A 15,055-nucleotide genomic window follows, 5' to 3' on the forward strand; every position below is an offset into this window, starting at 1 on the left:
GGTATTCCGATTTGGCCCGGGTTTGGTCGATGCCAAAAGCCAGCGGTGCCAGCCTAAAGACAGGCACGCGCGGGCCAAAGCGGCCTCAACCAAGTCAACCGGCACCTGTGAAAACAGGGCAGGGCTTTCAAGCTCTGGCCGGCACGTACTTATTGCAGATCCCCGAAAGCACGTTTCAGCCGCAGGCAAGCTTCCTCGACCCGCGCCCGTTGAGTGGCGAGGTTGAACCGTTCAAACGTTTCTCCTCCAGTGCCGAAACCCGGACCTGACGATGTCGCGATCCGCGCGTCCTCGCGCAATCGGCGGACAAATTCGGCGTGATCCATGCCGGTGCCCGAGAAATCGACCCAGGCCAGATAGGTCGCCTGCAAGGGCATCGACCAGAGCCCCGGAATCTCGGTGATGGTCTGATCGAACAGACGCCTGTTTCCCTCCAGATGCGCGATCTGGGCATCTACCCATTCGGCCCCTTCGGGGCTGTAGGCGGCGGTGATCATCGCCACGCCCAACGCGCCGGGATCGTAATCCAATGTTTGCAGCCGTTGCTTCATGGCCGCGCGCAGTTTGGGATCGGGAATGATCATGTTGCCGGTCCGCTGCCCGGCGATGTTGAAGGTCTTCGACGCCGCAGTCAGCGTCACGGTCCACGGGCGTGCATCCGGGGCCGCCACGTCCATCGGTACAAATTTGGCGCCGGGATAGACCAGATCGTGGTGAATCTCGTCCGATACCAGGATCAAACCGTTCCGTTCGGCAAACGCAGCAACGGCCTGCAACTCGTCGGGCGTCCAGACACGACCCGACGGGTTTTGCGGCGAACACCACAGCAGCATCTTCTCGGACCCGTCCAACCGGGACTGGGCGTCGTCCAGATCCAGGCCGTAACTTTCCCCGTCCCGCACCAAAGGGCATTCCACGACCCGGCGGCCGGATTTGTTCACCTTGTGGGCAAACTCATGGTAAACGGGGGTAAAGATCACGATGCCATCACCGGGATCGGTCCAGACATCCAGCGACAGGGCGATTGCATTGCCCAAGCCCTGGGTGGTCAGAATCCAATCCGTGTCGATTTCCCAATCGTGGCGGGTTTTCATCCACCATTGAACCGAGGCCAGATAGTCCGGGTGCATCCATGAATAGCCGAACACGCCGTGATCTGCGGCCTTGCGCACGGCCTCGATCACGCAGGGTGCCGTTTGGTAATCGGAATCGGCCGTCCACATGGCCAGACCGCCCTCGGGCGAGACGCCATACAGCATCTCCATCTTGTCCCATTTAGAACTGTTGGTGCCCCGGCGGTCGATCAGGTCGTTGAAAGTCATGTCTGCTCCATTTTCTCGACCGAAAGCTAACCGCAAATCGGGCAGGTGCAAGGGGGGCGTTGCGGCGCGGGGCGGGATGGCCTAAATCAGCCTCATGAAACGCACTATCCTGATCCATCCCGATCCCCGCCTGAAAAAGGTCTGCGCGCCCGTATCCGACCTGACGGACGAGCTGCGCACGCTGGCTGACGACATGCTGGAAACCATGTATGACGCGCCCGGGATTGGCCTTGCCGCCCCGCAGATCGGTGTGCTGGAACGGTTGATCGTGCTGGATTGCATCAAGGAAGAAGGCGAGACCCCGCGCCCGCTGATCATGTTCAACCCCGAGGTCATCGCCTCTTCCGAGGAAACCAATGTATACGAAGAAGGATGCCTGTCGATCCCGGATCAATATGCCGAAGTGACCCGCCCCAAGGTGGTCGATGTCACCTGGATGGACGAGAAGGGAAACCTGCGACAGGAGACGTTCGACGGTCTTTGGGCCACTTGCGTGCAGCATGAAATCGACCATCTGAACGGCAAGCTGTTCATCGATTACCTCAAACCGCTGAAACGGCAGATGATTACCCGCAAGATGCAAAAGCTCAAACGTGAACGGGCGCGCGCATGACCGTCCGCACCTGTCTGCCCTGGCCTGACAAACGCTTGCGCACAAAGGCGGATGAGGTGACTGAAATCACCGATGACATTCGCCGGATTTGGCAGGACATGATCGACACGATGGAGGCCATGCCCGGTGTCGGTCTGGCCGCGCCGCAGATCGGAGTGATGTTGCGTCTGGCCGTGGTCGATGGGTCGGCCGAGCGGGGCAAGGCCGTGCGTCTGGCGAACCCGGAAATCCTGCACAGCTCGATCGAACTGCGTGAACATGAAGAAGCCAGTCCGAACCTGCCGGGCGTGTCGGCCAAGGTAAAACGCCCGCGCGCGGTGACTGTCAAATTCCTGAACGAGCAGGGCGTGGTGGACCGTCGCGATTTTGTCGGCATCGAGGCCACCAGTGTCCAGCACCAGATCGACCATCTGTATGGCCGGATGTATTTTGACCGGCTCAGCAAGGTCAAACGCGACATGCTGCTGCGCAAAGCCAAGAAACAGGGGTAAAGATGCGCGTTGTTTTCATGGGAACCCCGGACTTCTCGGTGCCGGTTCTGGATGCGCTGGTCGAGGCCGGGCATGAGATCGCCGCCGTCTATTGCCAGCCCCCGCGCCCGGCGGGGCGGGGCAAGAAGGATCGCCCGACACCGGTCCACGCGCGTGCCCAAGCGCTGGGTCTGGACGTGCGTCACCCAACCTCGCTGAAACCGGCCGAGGAGCAGGACAGTTTTGCGGCACTGAACGCGGATGTGGCGGTGGTTGTGGCTTATGGGCTGATCCTGCCCCAGCCCATCCTCGATGCGCCGGCTCATGGCTGCCTGAACATTCATGCCAGCCTGCTGCCGCGCTGGCGCGGGGCGGCTCCGATCCACCGCGCGATCATGGCGGGCGATGCGCAAACTGGCGTCTGTATCATGCAAATGGAGGCGGGCCTTGATACCGGCCCCGTTCTGTTGCGGCAGGCCACCGATATCGGGCCCGAGGAAACCACTGCGAAACTGCATGACCGGCTCTCGGCGATGGGCGCGGCCTTGATCGTTGAGGCGTTGGCAAAGCTGCCCGGCCTGACCCCTGATCCGCAGCCCGAGATTGGTGTCACCTATGCCGCCAAGATCGACAAGTCCGAGGCCCGCGTGGACTGGTCGCGCCCGGCGGTTGAGGTCGATCGGCAGGTCCGCGGGCTGTCGCCCTTTCCCGGGGCCTGGACCGAGATCGACGGCAACCGGGTAAAACTCCTCGCTTCGCGTCTGGCCGAAGGGCAGGGCGCGCCGGGCGAAGTTCTGAATGACGATCTGTATGTGGCTTGCGGGCAGGGCGCCATAGAACTGCTGCGCTTGCAAAGGGCGGGCAAAGGCGCGCAGGATAAGGAAACGTTCCTGCGGGGCTGGCCAATCACGATCGGCACCCGGATGTCTTCGGAGTAAAGCCATATGTTCATGGTGATGATGGGCACTGTCGTGATTGCCGGGATCGTCGGGTATCTGTCCGAACAGACCGGTTTCACCCATAACGGCTATTTGCAATCCATCATCATCTGTGTGGGCGGGGCGTTCCTGTTCTATTTCGTCCGTATCATGTTCGGTATCAGCTTTGGTCCTCCGGGGCTGGATGCGGTGATTTCCTCTGTTGGTGCCCTGATCATCGTGCCGACCCACTGGAGGAAGTGACATGCCAATCGTCGCCCTGATCATCATCGGTGCAGCGGCAGGGTTTCTGGCCACCCGCCTGATGCGGATCGAGGCGGATATCCCGACGACCATGTTGATCGGTATCGTGGGGGCCCTGATCGGAGGGGCGCTGCTGCGGTTTCTTGTTACCGTTATGGGGTGGCTGTCTGGTTTTGTCGGGGCGGTTCTGGGCGCCTTGCTTGTGATTTGGATCTGGCAGACCTACCTGCGCCGCTAACCCCTTGACCCGGCGCCCTTCCTCCGTCCAGATCACATTCAACGAAAAAGGGGAATGATGATGCCGTATGATTTGAAGCCGGGTGATGTCGCTCTGATGGGTGTTCCTTTGGATCTGCATTCCTCGTTCCTGCAAGGGCCGGCCTTCGCACCCGGACGCATCCGCGAGGCGCTGCATTCCGGCGCCGCCAACCTGACCGCCGAAGATGGTACCGATCTGGGTGAAAGCGCCAAATTCAGGGATACCGGCGATCTGGATGTGTTCGAAATGCGCGGGCAGGAACCGATTGACCGGATCGAGGCCGAAGCGGCGAAGCGGATCGCAACCGGCGCACGCCTGTTGTCGCTGGGCGGCGACCATTCCGTGGCCTATCCGCTGATCAAGGCCCATGCAGATCGGTACGAAGGCCTGAACATCCTGCATATCGACAGCCACCCGGATCTGTACGACACGCAGGATATCGGCCCGCTCGGCCATGGCTGCCCCTTTGCGCGGGTGATGGAGACCTGCCCGGTCAAGCGTCTGGTGCAGGTCGGCATCCGCACCATGAACGCCCATCAGCGCGAACAGGCCAACAAGTTCGGCGTCGAGGTGATCGACATGCGCAACTGGCGCCCCGACTTGCAGATTTCATTCGATGGCCCGGTCTATCTGTCCCTTGATCTGGACGCGCTGGACCCGGCCTTTGCCCCGGGCGTCTCGCACTATGAACCCGGTGGGCTGAGCACGCGCGAGGTTATCGACCTGATCCACCGGTTCAAAGGTCAGCTGGTCGGGGCGGATATCGTCGAGCTCAACCCGCATCGCGACCCCTATGGCATGACGGCGATGGTGGCCGCGAAATTCGTCAAGGAAATCGGCGCGCGCTTGCTGAACGGTTGACTTACCGTTCGTCGCACACCGTCGCAGACCCAAGTGCCGGAGCACCCCTGGTGGTCAAATCGAACCGGTTCGCCTCGGCGGCGGTCATCCAGTGGATGCTGTCGGCCGGGGCTGCGAACAGAGTGTACCAGTAAAACTCCTCGTCCACGCCGATATCCTTGAAGTAATCCAGGTATCGGTCATGTTCGGGATCGTCCTCGGGCAAGTCGGTCGCCACCAGACCCGACCCGGCCCAGCTGTGGACACCGACACAGGCCCCCGGTTGCAGCACGCGGCGGTTTCCGGCCAGGAACAGATCGGTGCCGCCGCTGGCAACCAGACCGTTCGATGGAACAACGGTATCGAACCCGGCCCTGTGCACTTCGCGGGCGAAGATGACATTGGCGTCATCATCAACCGATCCTTCAATGTATTGCAGAACCAAAGTGCGGGCTTCGGGGTTTTGGGCTGTCACTTCCTCAAAGGCAGACAGCGTTGTCTCGTCAATCGTGCCCGAGGCGATGATCTGGTCGCCCTGCGCAACAAAACTGACAGGGGTGTAATACGCGCCGCATGAGGCGAGCAGGGCCAGGCAGGCTGTGATGGATGCAAGTCTGAATGTCACGTTGGCCTCCGGGCTGTGCTTTCAAAAGGGGTATCAGCCAGCCGCTTTGGCGTCCACTATCGGGCTCAGTTGCGCGGCGGACGGCTTTTGTAGACCGGCAATTGCCAGCCAAACATCAACGACCCGGCACGCAACGCCCAGCACACCAAGGCGCAGAGAGCCAGAGAAAACGCGGGCTCAGTCCCCAATCGGGAAGCCAGAACCGTCGTCAGGGCACCTGTAAAGGCGCAGGACACATAAAGCTCGCCCTGTTTCAGCACCAGCGGTACTTCGTTGCAGACCACATCGCGCATCAGCCCGCCCAGGCATCCGGTCGTCACACCCATCAAAACGACAATGACCCCGGACTGATCCAGCGACAATGCCGCGCCGGTTCCGGCCGCAACAGCCACTGACAGTGCAAAACTGTCCAGCCAGACCAGCCAGTTATAGCGGCTTTCCACCAGATGTGCGGTAAAGAACACCAGGACCGACGCCGCGACTGCGATCAGGATGTAATCCGGCTGCCCGACCCAAAAGATCGGGTGACGGTCCAGCAAAAGGTCTCGTACAGTGCCGCCCCCGACGGCAGTCAGGCAGGCCATGAAGGCAAATCCCACCAGATCCAGCTGGGCACGGCTGGCCACCAGTGCCCCCGTCAACGCGAAGATCAGAACCGAGGCATAGTCCAGCAGCGTCAGCGCGGTCACGCCTGTGCCTTTTTCGGTTTGAACGGCGCCATTCCGGCCCGGGCCAGCTCATCAGCTTTTTCATTCTCGGGGTGGCCTGCGTGGCCCTTGACCCATTCCCATGTCACATCATGCCGTTCCTGCGCCTCGTCCAGACGCTGCCAAAGATCGACATTCTTGACCGGTTTCTTGTTCGAGGTTTTCCAGCCGTTGCGTTTCCAACCGAAAATCCAGCCAGTGACGCCGTTCTTCACATAGGCACTGTCGGTGACGACGGTTATCTTCGACGGTCGCTCCAGCGCTTCAAGCGCGCTGATGGCGGCCAGCAACTCCATCCGGTTGTTGGTCGTCTCGGCCTCACCCCCGTTCAGCTCACGCTCTTTCAGAACGCTGTCCCCGTCCATCGCGCGCAACAGCACGCCCCAGCCTCCGGGGCCGGGGTTTCCGGAACAGGCACCGTCTGTATAGGCAAACAATTCAGGCATGGGCGAACACCAGGATATATCCGTCATACGATCCGGCCAGGCCTTTGCCCATGCCATGGACTGCGCGGTCAATCGTGAAACCGACCTTGTTCAAGGCGCCCTCGATCTCGGACTCCGTGTAATAGGAATAATAACGATCCAGATCATCCCGATGTTCACCAGTGCCCAGCTTCATCCCCAGAAACAGCTGTCCACCGGGTTTCAGAGCCCTGTGGATCGCATTCAGATGCCGCTGGAAATCAGCGCGCGGCGCGTGCAGCAGGGAAAAGCTGGCGTAAACACCGTCATATTCGGCCGTCTCGGTGACGTCATCGAACGTACCCAGATGAGCATCCACACCGTTTTCCCGCGCATGTTCGACAAAGGCCGGCGTGGCATCCAGCGCGCGAACCTTCAGCCCCTGACGCATCAGGAACCCGCTGTCCGATCCCGGCCCGGACCCCAAATCCAGCACATAGCCGCCTGCGCCGACTGCATCAGCAAAAGCCTGTCGGGCCTCAAGCTGCTCGGGCGGCAGAGGGATCTTCAGATATTCCGCCACCCTGTTGGTATAAGCGGTGATCGTACGTTCATCGGTCACAGATAGACTCCGACTGCAAGACTGGCCAATACGACCGCGGTCAGCAGGATGCGCAACCGCATCCACCAGACCGGTGTCAGGCGCCAGTAGGAAAACAGGGCATCCAGCAACAACAGGCCAGCGAACCCATACATCAGATTGGTGCCCGCATTCACCGGCCCACCACCTGTCATGGCAAAGGCCCAAAGCGCGGGCAGAACCGACAACAGATAACACAGGGCCGCCTTGCTGCCCGATGTCTTGGTGGCAAAACCCCAGAGTACACCGGACATGAAGCTGAGGATGACTGATCCATAGAACAGTTGCACATAAGGGCCCACGAAACGCGGGCCAAAGGTTTGCGCGCCCCAGGCATTCAGATCGCCATTCAGATAGGTCAGGGCGCCCCAGACAAACGGAATCAGTCCCGCCAGCCCCAGACAGAGCGGCGCTTTCGGCACTCCGTTCACGCCGGTTGCCTCAACACGCGGGGGACTTTGAACTCGACGTTTTCAACGGCGGTTTCGACCGGCTCGACGGTGACATCATAATGCGCGCTGAACGCTTCGATCACCTCGTTTACCAGAACCTCCGGGGCCGACGCGCCTGCGGTGACAGCCACGGTCGAGATACCCTCGAGCGCGCGCCAGTCAATCTCGGTGGCGCGCTGGACCAGCTGCGCGTACTGACACCCCTCGCGCGAGGCAACCTCGACCAGACGGCGCGAGTTCGATGAGTTCGGCGCGCCCACTACCAGCAAGGCATCCGCCTTGGGGGCCACGGCTTTCACCGCTTCCTGCCGGTTGGTGGTGGCGTAACAGATATCTTCCTTGTGCGGTCCGACAATGGCCGGGAACCGGGCCTGAAGGGCGGCGATGATATCCTTGGTGTCATCGACCGAAAGGGTGGTTTGGGTGACAAAGGCCAGCTTATCCGGGTCACGCACCTGCACCGTGGCAACGTCGTCCACGGTCTCGACCAGCAGCACATCGCCCTCGGGCAGCTGCCCCATGGTGCCCACGGTTTCGGGATGGCCTTTATGGCCGATCATGATCATCTGCAACCCCGCGTCCGCGTGGCGCTGCGCCTCGACATGCACCTTGGAAACCAGAGGACAGGTGGCGTCCACATAGATCATCTCGCGCTGGGCAGCCTCGGCGGGAACGGATTTCGGCACCCCGTGGGCGGAAAAGATCACCGGGCGGTCATCGGGGCATTCCTGCAATTCTTCGACAAACACAGCCCCTTTGGCGCGAAGGCCATCGACCACGAATTTGTTGTGCACGATCTCGTGGCGCACATAGACCGGTGGTCCCCATTTCTGCAAAGCCATCTCAACGATTTTGATGGCACGGTCCACACCGGCGCAGAACCCGCGTGGGGCGGCAAGGTAAAGTGTCAGTGGCGGCTTTTTCATCAGGCTGTCTCCTTGTGGCACAGGTAAGTCTTTTCCCGGCCTTGGTCCAGACAGGACATCGTCATTCATCTGACACGAATCGTTGCTACTAGGGTGATGTTTAAGCACCTGTACCTTGTTAAAGAAGCGCGGCCAGGACTGATGTCCTGACCGCGCAATTTTTTTCCCCATCATGACAGGCTTGTCGCCTTGTCAGCTGTTGCTGGCAACAGCGACGCTGCGATGCTCCGTCGGCATTTCACGCGGCGGGCGACCGATGACATCGCGCAGATCTTCCAGTTCGATGAAATTGTCGGCCTGGCGGCGCAGTTCGTCCGAGATCATCGGCGGTTGGCTGCGGATTGTCGAAACCACCGATACGCGCACGCCCTGCCGTTGCAGGCTGGCGATCAGCGGGCGGAAATCCCCATCACCCGAGAACAGCACGATATGATCGACGCGCGGCGCCAGTTCCATGGCATCGACGGTAAGCTCGATATCCATATTTCCTTTGACTTTCCGACGCCCCATGCTGTCGGTGTATTCCTTGGCCGGTTTCGTGACCATGGTGAAGCCGTTGTAATGCAGCCAGTCAACCAATGGGCGGATCGGCGAATACTCGTCGTTTTCCAGCAGCGCTGTATAATAGAAGGCCCGAAGAAGCTTGCCGCGGCGCATGAATTCCTGCCGCAGAAGTTTGTAGTCAATGTCGAAACCGAGTGCTTTTGCCGCAGCATAAAGATTCGAGCCGTCGATGAACAGCGCTAGCCGTTCGTCTTTATAAAACATAAATGTTCCCTTCCGGTATAATCCAGTGCGTGCCGCGTTACGTGAGTGAGTGAGTGATAAAATGACGCGCTCTGGTACGCCTATAATTAGAACTTCTGTCGATTATCGCAAGTATGCAATGGGTCGAATGTAGGGTATCACATGAGCAAATCCATGCCAAATGCCGTTGTTGCGCTGGGCGCAAATCTCGATTTGAGAGGAAATGGTCCCGCTGTAACACTTCAGAACGCGCTTGACGCGTTATCGCGTCACGATGTGGTGATTCGCTCCGTCAGTCGTTTTTTTGCCACCCCGTGCTTTCCCGCCGGGGCCGGCCCGGATTATGTGAATGCTGCGGCGCTGATTGCGACGGAGAAATCTCCGTCGCAGCTGTTGCAGGTGCTGCACGAGGTGGAACAGGAATTCGGGCGTGAACGGGTGCAGCGCTGGGGGATGCGGACGCTGGATCTGGATCTGGTCTGTTTCGAAGATCAGGTCCTGCCGGATCGCGTCACGTTTGATCGCTGGCGGACCCTGCCGACCGACGCGCAAAGGCAAGAGGCACCGGATCAGTTGATCTTGCCGCATCCGCGCCTTCAGGATCGCGCCTTTGTCCTGGTGCCGATGGCCGATATCGTGCCCGACTGGCGTCATCCGGTTATGGGTCGCACCGTCTGCGAGATGATCCAGACCCTTCCCGCGGTAGAGGTTGCGGCGGTCACGGCGCTGTGATCCGTGCAAATGCAGCATTTCCTGCTTGTCAAGGCGCGGATTCGCGCTTAGATAAACCCCTTCCTGACATGGATTCAGAAACGGAGAGCGCCCAATGGCCCGCGTGACGGTTGAAGATTGCGTAGACAAGGTTCCAAACCGGTTCGAGCTGGTGATGCTCGCCGCCCATCGGGCGCGTGAGATTTCCGCCGGTGCAGCGATTACCGTTGACCGCGACAACGACAAGAACCCTGTCGTGTCTCTGCGTGAGATCGCCGATGAAACCCAAAGCGCGGACGAACTGCGCGAGCGCCTGATCGAGGCCAACCAGACCCAGATCGAGGTTGATGAGCCCGAAGAAGATCAGATGGCGCTGCTGATGGGTGCCGAAACGGACAAACCCGCCATGGACGACATGTCGGAAGAGAAGCTCCTGCGCGCTCTGATGGAGGCTCAAGGGCAGGGGTAAGCCCTGAAGACGAAGGTGCGGACCGGATGATTTCTGCTGACGATCTGATTGCGCTGGTCCGCAACTACAATCCCAAGACGAATGCTGACCGCATTGCGCTGGCCTATGAATTTGGCCAGCAGATGCACGAAGGGCAGTTCCGCCATTCCGGCGAGCCCTATTTCACTCATCCCGTTGCCGTTGCCGCCATCCTGACCGAACAGCGTCTGGATGATGCGACCATAATCACGGCGCTGCTTCACGACACGATCGAAGACACCAAGGCCAACTATGGCAAGGTGGCTGAACTTTTCGGGGATGAAGTCGCCAAACTGGTTGACGGCGTCACCAAGCTGACCAATCTGCAACTGTCCAGTCGCGAGACCAAGCAGGCCGAGAACTTCCGCAAGCTGTTCATGGCCATGTCCAAGGACTTGCGCGTGATTCTGGTCAAGCTGGCCGACCGTTTGCACAACATGCGGACGATCAAGGCGATGCGTCCCGAAAAACAGATCGTCAAGGCCCGCGAGACGATGGACATCTACGCACCGCTTGCGGGCCGGATGGGTATGCAGTGGATGCGCGAGGAACTGGAAGACCTGGCTTTCCGTGTTCTCAATCCCGAAGGCCGCCAGTCGATCATCCGTCGCTTTATTACCCTGCAACGCGAGACCGGCGACGTGATCCATCGCATCACCGGCGACATGCGGCACGAGTTGGAAAAGGCCGGGATCGAGGCCGAGGTGTTCGGCCGCGCCAAGAAACCCTATTCGATCTGGCGCAAGATGCAGGAAAAGGATCAGGGCTTTTCGCGCCTGTCCGACATCTATGGGTTCCGCATCATCACCCAGACCGAGGAAGACTGCTATCGAACCCTGGGGGCCATCCACCAGCGCTGGCGCGCGGTGCCGGGGCGCTTCAAGGACTACATCAGCCAGCCCAAATCGAACGGTTACCGCTCGATCCACACCACGGTTTCCGGCCGGGACGGCAAACGGGTCGAGGTCCAGATCCGCACCCGCCAGATGCACGACGTGGCCGAAACCGGGGTCGCGGCGCATTGGTCCTATCGCGACGGTGTGCGCACCGAGAACCCGTTCGCCGTCGACCCGGCCAAATGGATTTCCAATCTGACAGAGCAGTTCGACAACGAGGAAGATCACGAAGACTTCCTCGAGGCCGTCAAGCTCGAGATGTATTCGGACCAGGTGTTCTGTTTCACCCCCAAGGGCGACGTGGTGAAGCTGCCGCGTGGCGCGACGCCGATCGATTTTGCCTATGCCATTCACACCCGGATCGGTCATGCCTGTGTCGGGGCCAAGGTTGATGGTATCCGCGTTCCGCTCTGGACACGGCTCAAGAATGGTCAGTCCGTGGACATCATTACCGCCGATGGTCAGACGCCACAGGTCACGTGGCTGGAGATTGCAGTCACCGGCAAGGCGCGTACCGCCATTCGCCGCGCCCTGCGCGAAGTGGATCGGGAACGATTCATCAAGCTGGGCAAGGAACTTGCCCGTTCCGGGTTCGAGCACGTGGGCCGCAAGGCGACCGACAAGGCGCTCGATACCGCAGCAAAACACCTGCGCCTGAAAGACCGGCACGAGCTGCTGGCCCGCCTTGGCAGCGCCGAACTGACCGCACATGAGGTGGTTCAGGCCGTCTATCCCGAACTTGCCAAGGACGACGGCGACGCCATTCCGCTGCGCCGTGCGGTGATTGGCCTGGAGCCGGGGCAGAAGTTCGACCGGGCCCCCTGCTGTCAGCCGCTGCCGGGGGAACGTATCGTCGGTATCACCTATCGGGGCAAGGGCGTGGTCGTGCATGCCATCGATTGCGATCGGCTCAGCGAGTTCGAAGGCGAACCTGACCGGTGGGTCGATCTGCACTGGCATTCGGGCACGCACCCGGCCGTCTATGGCGCGACGCTGGATCTGACCATTGGCAACGATGCCGGGGTTCTGGGGCGTATTTGCACATTGATCGGCGAGAAAAAGGCCAATATCTCGAACCTGGAATTTGTTGACCGCAAACCGGATTTTTACCGCCTTCTGATCAATGTCGAACTGCGCGACCTTGAACAGCTTCATTCACTCATGCTGATGCTGGAGGCGGAAAGCGACGTTGCAGCGGTCGAACGTTATCGGGACCGGACCAAAACCGCGACCGCGGCTGGCTGAGAAGGGGTGATCACGGGTGGTATTCAAGCGCCGAGACCGACGCTCTCCAGTCCAGATTGCATCGGATTTCGTCTATCCGCGTGGCGGATGGACCCGCGCCTTCCATTACGTGAAACACCGCGTCCGGCGCTTGCCGGATACCCCTGACCGGATCGCGCGCGGTATAGGGGCGGGTGTTTTCGCGGCCTTTACGCCGTTTTACGGGTTGCATTTTCTTGTCGCCGCCATCGGTGCCCGGCTGATCAAGGGAAATATTCTGGCCGCGCTCAGCGGCACGTTTTTTGGCAACCCGCTCACCTATGTTCCGATCGGGGTGATCTGTCTTCAGACTGGGCATTTCCTGCTGGGGACAGAATACGAAGAAGGCGACACACAAGGGCTGATGGGCAAATTCGCCAGCGCCATAGGGGACCTCAAGAACAATTTTCTGGCGTTGTTTACGGATCGCGTGGCCGACTGGCACGGGCTGTCGCAGTTCTACGATGACGTCTTCTATCCCTATATGATCGGTGGGATCATTCCGGGCGTCGTTGCGGGGGTGATCTGCTATTACCTCAGCCTGCCGCTGATCCTGACGTATCAGCAGCGCCGCCGCGCCAGGATCAAGGCGAAGTTCGAGGAAATCAAGCGTTTGGCCGAAGATTCGGCTGCCGTTTCTTCGGCAGAGCCTCTAGGCTCGGGCAGAAACATGCAAAAGGAATCGAGTGATGTCTGAGAACCATCTGCGTCTGGGTGTGAACATCGATCACGTGGCCACCGTGCGCAATGCGCGGGGTGGGGATTATCCAGATCCGCTGCGCGCTGCCAAACTGGCGGAAGAAGCGGGGGCGGATGGCATCACCGCGCATCTGCGCGAAGATCGACGCCATATCTCGGACGCCGATATCGACGGGTTGATGGAGGTTCTGTCGGTGCCGCTGAATTTTGAGATGGCCGCGACGCCCGAGATGCAGAAAATCGCCCTGCGCCACAAGCCTCACGCGGTCTGCATCGTGCCTGAAAAGCGCGAAGAGCGCACGACCGAAGGCGGGCTTGAAGTCGCGCGCGAGGAAAACAAGCTGGCGCATTTCATCGCGCCCCTGCGTGAGGCCGGCTGCCGCGTGTCGATCTTCATTGCCGCCGATCAGCGTCAGATCGAAGCCGCGCATCGCATTGGTGCCGAAGTGATCGAGCTGCACACCGGCGCCTATTGCGACGCCCATGCCGAAGGTCGCATGGAAGATGCCGAACGCGAGCTTGAGTCGCTGCGCCAGATGTCCACCTTCGCCCATTCGCTTGGGCTCGAGGTTCATGCGGGCCATGGCCTGACCTATGACACCGTAAAACCGGTTGCCGCTTTCCCAGAAGTAAAAGAGCTGAATATCGGTCATTTCCTGATTGGCGAGGCGATTTTTCTGGGCATGACCCCGGCCATTCAGGCAATGCGTCGCCTGATGGACGAGGCGCGCGCGTGATCACCCCCGGCTTTGTCGCCATCTGGTTCGCCTGGCTGATGGCCGGGGGCTCTCCGGGCCCCGCCACGATGGGCATTGCCGGAACCGCCATGAACGAAGGCCGCCGCGCTGGTCTGGTCTTCGCGCTGGGCATCTGTGCCGGGTCCGCCGCCTGGGGCATTGCTGCAGCGCTTGGCCTGTCGGCGATCATGCTGGCCAATGTCTGGGTGTTCGAAGTGATCCGCTATGTCGGCGTGGCCTATCTGGGTTGGCTGGCCCTCAAGGCCCTGCGCCGCGCGATGACCGCGGATGAGGTCGCTTTGGGCAGACCGGTTACGGGCGCGCTGCCGACGATCTTCGCCAAAGGTGCCGCCATCCACCTGACGAACCCCAAGGCGATCCTCAGCTGGGGCTCGATCTATGCCATCGTCGCCCCCAGCGATGCCAGCCTTTCGATGCTGCTGGGCTATTTCACCATGCTCTATGCTGGATCGTTGATGATTTTTATCGGCTATGCGTTTCTGTTTTCCTCCGAACGCCTGGTTCGAACCTACCGCCGCGCCCGCCGCTGGTTCGATTTCGCCTTTGCCGGGTTCTTCGGGGTGGCGAGTTACATGATCCTCACGGTGCGGTTGTCATGATCCTCGGAATCGGCACAGACCTCGCAAACATCGACCGCATCCAGGGCACGCTCGACCGGTTCGGCGACCGCTTCCGCAACCGGGTCTTCACCGACACCGAACAGCGCAAGGCCGAACGCCGCGCCGATACGGCCGGAACCTATGCCAAACGCTGGGCCGCGAAAGAGGCCTGTTCCAAAGCGCTCGGCACCGGCCTGCGCATGGGCATTTCGTGGAAGGACATGGCCGTCACCAATCTGCGCACCGGCCAACCGGTGATGCACGTGACCGGCTGGGCCGCCGAGCGCCTCAAGGAAATGACCCCCGACGGGCACGAGGCGATCATCCACGTCACCCTGACCGATGATCACCCTTGGGCGCAGGCTTTTGTGGTGATCGAGGCGCGTCCGGTTCAAGATCAGCCCGCGCAGCCTTGACTTGCCCCCATCCCCCCCGCATGTAGCAGCGAAGCCAAGC

Annotated in this window: 21 protein-coding genes; 13 read left to right on the plus strand and 8 right to left on the minus strand. The window is 60.5% G+C overall.

The window, feature by feature from the left end; translation table 11 throughout:
• Positions 1-149 precede the first annotated feature (149 nt).
• Entirely contained in the window at positions 150-1,322 is a 1,173-nt protein-coding gene (locus GS605_RS17765) for a MalY/PatB family protein (protein WP_171724845.1), read from the minus strand.
• 94 nt (positions 1,323-1,416) lie between these two features.
• Here GS605_RS17765 and def (GS605_RS17770) point away from each other — a divergent pair, with 94 nt between their 5' ends.
• Genes def (GS605_RS17770) through speB form a run of 6 tightly spaced genes read left to right on the plus strand, consistent with a single transcriptional unit; the run spans position 1,417 to position 4,706 of the window.
• A complete protein-coding gene (gene def, locus GS605_RS17770) occupies positions 1,417-1,935 on the plus strand; it encodes a peptide deformylase (RefSeq protein WP_171637587.1) in 519 nt (172 codons plus the stop codon).
• Positions 1,932-2,426, plus strand: a complete 495-nt coding sequence (gene def, locus GS605_RS17775) for a peptide deformylase (protein ID WP_171724846.1) — start codon at positions 1,932-1,934, stop codon at positions 2,424-2,426. Before def (GS605_RS17770) ends, def (GS605_RS17775) begins: the two co-directional genes overlap by 4 nt.
• 2 nt (positions 2,427-2,428) lie before the next feature.
• Complete coding sequence (gene fmt / locus GS605_RS17780; RefSeq protein WP_171724847.1) at positions 2,429-3,343, plus strand: methionyl-tRNA formyltransferase; 915 nt, start codon at positions 2,429-2,431, stop codon at positions 3,341-3,343.
• Between the two features lie 6 nt (positions 3,344-3,349).
• Positions 3,350-3,586: a hypothetical protein gene (locus GS605_RS17785; protein ID WP_170344822.1), complete on the plus strand. Its 237-nt coding sequence runs from the start codon at positions 3,350-3,352 to the stop codon at positions 3,584-3,586.
• 1 nt (position 3,587) lies between these two features.
• Positions 3,588-3,824: a GlsB/YeaQ/YmgE family stress response membrane protein gene (locus GS605_RS17790; protein ID WP_171637580.1), complete on the plus strand. Its 237-nt coding sequence runs from the start codon at positions 3,588-3,590 to the stop codon at positions 3,822-3,824.
• 60 nt (positions 3,825-3,884) lie between these two features.
• Entirely contained in the window at positions 3,885-4,706 is an 822-nt protein-coding gene (gene speB, locus GS605_RS17795) for an agmatinase (protein ID WP_171724848.1), read from the plus strand.
• A 1-nt stretch (position 4,707) separates the two neighbouring features.
• Here speB and GS605_RS17800 read toward each other — a convergent pair whose 3' ends face one another.
• The 7 genes from GS605_RS17800 to GS605_RS17830 all read right to left on the minus strand — a co-directional run bounded on the left by GS605_RS17800 (position 4,708) and on the right by GS605_RS17830 (position 9,207).
• Entirely contained in the window at positions 4,708-5,310 is a 603-nt protein-coding gene (locus GS605_RS17800) for an alpha/beta hydrolase (protein ID WP_171724849.1), read from the minus strand.
• 65 nt (positions 5,311-5,375) lie between these two features.
• Positions 5,376-5,999, minus strand: coding sequence for a TRIC cation channel family protein (locus tag GS605_RS17805; RefSeq protein WP_171724850.1), 624 nt, complete (start codon positions 5,997-5,999; stop codon positions 5,376-5,378).
• A complete protein-coding gene (gene rnhA / locus GS605_RS17810) occupies positions 5,996-6,463 on the minus strand; it encodes a ribonuclease HI (protein ID WP_152457071.1) in 468 nt (155 codons plus the stop codon). Before rnhA ends, GS605_RS17805 begins: the two co-directional genes overlap by 4 nt.
• The gene (locus GS605_RS17815; RefSeq protein ID WP_171724851.1) at positions 6,456-7,043 is read right to left on the minus strand and encodes a methyltransferase domain-containing protein; all 588 of its coding nucleotides are present in this window, start codon (positions 7,041-7,043) and stop codon (positions 6,456-6,458) included. The genes rnhA and GS605_RS17815 overlap by 8 nt, the downstream gene beginning before the upstream one ends.
• Positions 7,040-7,492, minus strand: a complete 453-nt coding sequence (locus GS605_RS17820) for a DUF3429 domain-containing protein (RefSeq protein ID WP_171642257.1) — start codon at positions 7,490-7,492, stop codon at positions 7,040-7,042. Before GS605_RS17820 ends, GS605_RS17815 begins: the two co-directional genes overlap by 4 nt.
• Positions 7,489-8,439 (minus strand): 4-hydroxy-3-methylbut-2-enyl diphosphate reductase, encoded by a 951-nt coding sequence (gene ispH, locus GS605_RS17825; protein ID WP_152457074.1) that lies wholly within the window; start codon positions 8,437-8,439, stop codon positions 7,489-7,491. Before ispH ends, GS605_RS17820 begins: the two co-directional genes overlap by 4 nt.
• Positions 8,440-8,631: 192 nt before the next feature.
• Complete coding sequence (locus tag GS605_RS17830; protein WP_117869875.1) at positions 8,632-9,207, minus strand: NYN domain-containing protein; 576 nt, start codon at positions 9,205-9,207, stop codon at positions 8,632-8,634.
• A gap of 141 nt (positions 9,208-9,348) precedes the next feature.
• Here GS605_RS17830 and folK point away from each other — a divergent pair, with 141 nt between their 5' ends.
• The 7 genes from folK (at position 9,349) to acpS (ending at position 15,015) form a co-directional block, all read left to right on the plus strand.
• Positions 9,349-9,918, plus strand: coding sequence for a 2-amino-4-hydroxy-6-hydroxymethyldihydropteridine diphosphokinase (gene folK, locus GS605_RS17835; RefSeq protein WP_171724852.1), 570 nt, complete (start codon positions 9,349-9,351; stop codon positions 9,916-9,918).
• Positions 9,919-10,012: 94 nt separating this feature from the next.
• A complete protein-coding gene (gene rpoZ, locus GS605_RS17840; protein ID WP_117869873.1) occupies positions 10,013-10,366 on the plus strand; it encodes a DNA-directed RNA polymerase subunit omega in 354 nt (117 codons plus the stop codon).
• Between the two features lie 26 nt (positions 10,367-10,392).
• Positions 10,393-12,525: a bifunctional (p)ppGpp synthetase/guanosine-3',5'-bis(diphosphate) 3'-pyrophosphohydrolase gene (locus tag GS605_RS17845; protein ID WP_171637571.1), complete on the plus strand. Its 2,133-nt coding sequence runs from the start codon at positions 10,393-10,395 to the stop codon at positions 12,523-12,525.
• A gap of 16 nt (positions 12,526-12,541) precedes the next feature.
• Positions 12,542-13,240, plus strand: a complete 699-nt coding sequence (locus GS605_RS17850) for a DUF2062 domain-containing protein (protein ID WP_171724853.1) — start codon at positions 12,542-12,544, stop codon at positions 13,238-13,240.
• Positions 13,233-13,979, plus strand: coding sequence for a pyridoxine 5'-phosphate synthase (locus tag GS605_RS17855; RefSeq protein ID WP_171637569.1), 747 nt, complete (start codon positions 13,233-13,235; stop codon positions 13,977-13,979). Before GS605_RS17850 ends, GS605_RS17855 begins: the two co-directional genes overlap by 8 nt.
• On the plus strand, positions 13,976-14,599 hold the full coding sequence (locus GS605_RS17860; protein WP_171724854.1) for a LysE family transporter: 624 nt from the start codon (positions 13,976-13,978) through the stop codon (positions 14,597-14,599). The genes GS605_RS17855 and GS605_RS17860 overlap by 4 nt, the downstream gene beginning before the upstream one ends.
• Complete coding sequence (gene acpS, locus GS605_RS17865; protein ID WP_171637565.1) at positions 14,596-15,015, plus strand: holo-ACP synthase; 420 nt, start codon at positions 14,596-14,598, stop codon at positions 15,013-15,015. The genes GS605_RS17860 and acpS overlap by 4 nt, the downstream gene beginning before the upstream one ends.
• Positions 15,016-15,055 lie beyond the last annotated feature (40 nt).

This window comes from Ruegeria sp. HKCCD7559 (assembly GCF_013110575.1).
Taxonomy (GTDB): domain Bacteria; phylum Pseudomonadota; class Alphaproteobacteria; order Rhodobacterales; family Rhodobacteraceae; genus Ruegeria.

Excerpts from the sequence above, each read along its gene's own strand:
- GS605_RS17765 (WP_171724845.1), bottom strand. The coding sequence starts at position 1,322 with ATGACTTTCAACGACCTGATCGACCGCCGGGGCACCAACAGTTCTAAA.
- def (WP_171637587.1), top strand. The coding sequence starts at position 1,417 with ATGAAACGCACTATCCTGATCCATCCCGATCCCCGCCTGAAAAAGGTC.
- def (WP_171724846.1), top strand. The coding sequence starts at position 1,932 with ATGACCGTCCGCACCTGTCTGCCCTGGCCTGACAAACGCTTGCGCACA.
- fmt (WP_171724847.1), top strand. The coding sequence starts at position 2,429 with ATGCGCGTTGTTTTCATGGGAACCCCGGACTTCTCGGTGCCGGTTCTG.
- GS605_RS17785 (WP_170344822.1), top strand. The coding sequence starts at position 3,350 with ATGTTCATGGTGATGATGGGCACTGTCGTGATTGCCGGGATCGTCGGG.
- GS605_RS17790 (WP_171637580.1), top strand. The coding sequence starts at position 3,588 with ATGCCAATCGTCGCCCTGATCATCATCGGTGCAGCGGCAGGGTTTCTG.
- speB (WP_171724848.1), top strand. The coding sequence starts at position 3,885 with ATGCCGTATGATTTGAAGCCGGGTGATGTCGCTCTGATGGGTGTTCCT.
- rnhA (WP_152457071.1), bottom strand. The coding sequence starts at position 6,463 with ATGCCTGAATTGTTTGCCTATACAGACGGTGCCTGTTCCGGAAACCCC.
- ispH (WP_152457074.1), bottom strand. The coding sequence starts at position 8,439 with ATGAAAAAGCCGCCACTGACACTTTACCTTGCCGCCCCACGCGGGTTC.
- GS605_RS17830 (WP_117869875.1), bottom strand. The coding sequence starts at position 9,207 with ATGTTTTATAAAGACGAACGGCTAGCGCTGTTCATCGACGGCTCGAAT.
- folK (WP_171724852.1), top strand. The coding sequence starts at position 9,349 with ATGAGCAAATCCATGCCAAATGCCGTTGTTGCGCTGGGCGCAAATCTC.
- rpoZ (WP_117869873.1), top strand. The coding sequence starts at position 10,013 with ATGGCCCGCGTGACGGTTGAAGATTGCGTAGACAAGGTTCCAAACCGG.
- GS605_RS17845 (WP_171637571.1), top strand. The coding sequence starts at position 10,393 with ATGATTTCTGCTGACGATCTGATTGCGCTGGTCCGCAACTACAATCCC.
- GS605_RS17855 (WP_171637569.1), top strand. The coding sequence starts at position 13,233 with ATGTCTGAGAACCATCTGCGTCTGGGTGTGAACATCGATCACGTGGCC.
- acpS (WP_171637565.1), top strand. The coding sequence starts at position 14,596 with ATGATCCTCGGAATCGGCACAGACCTCGCAAACATCGACCGCATCCAG.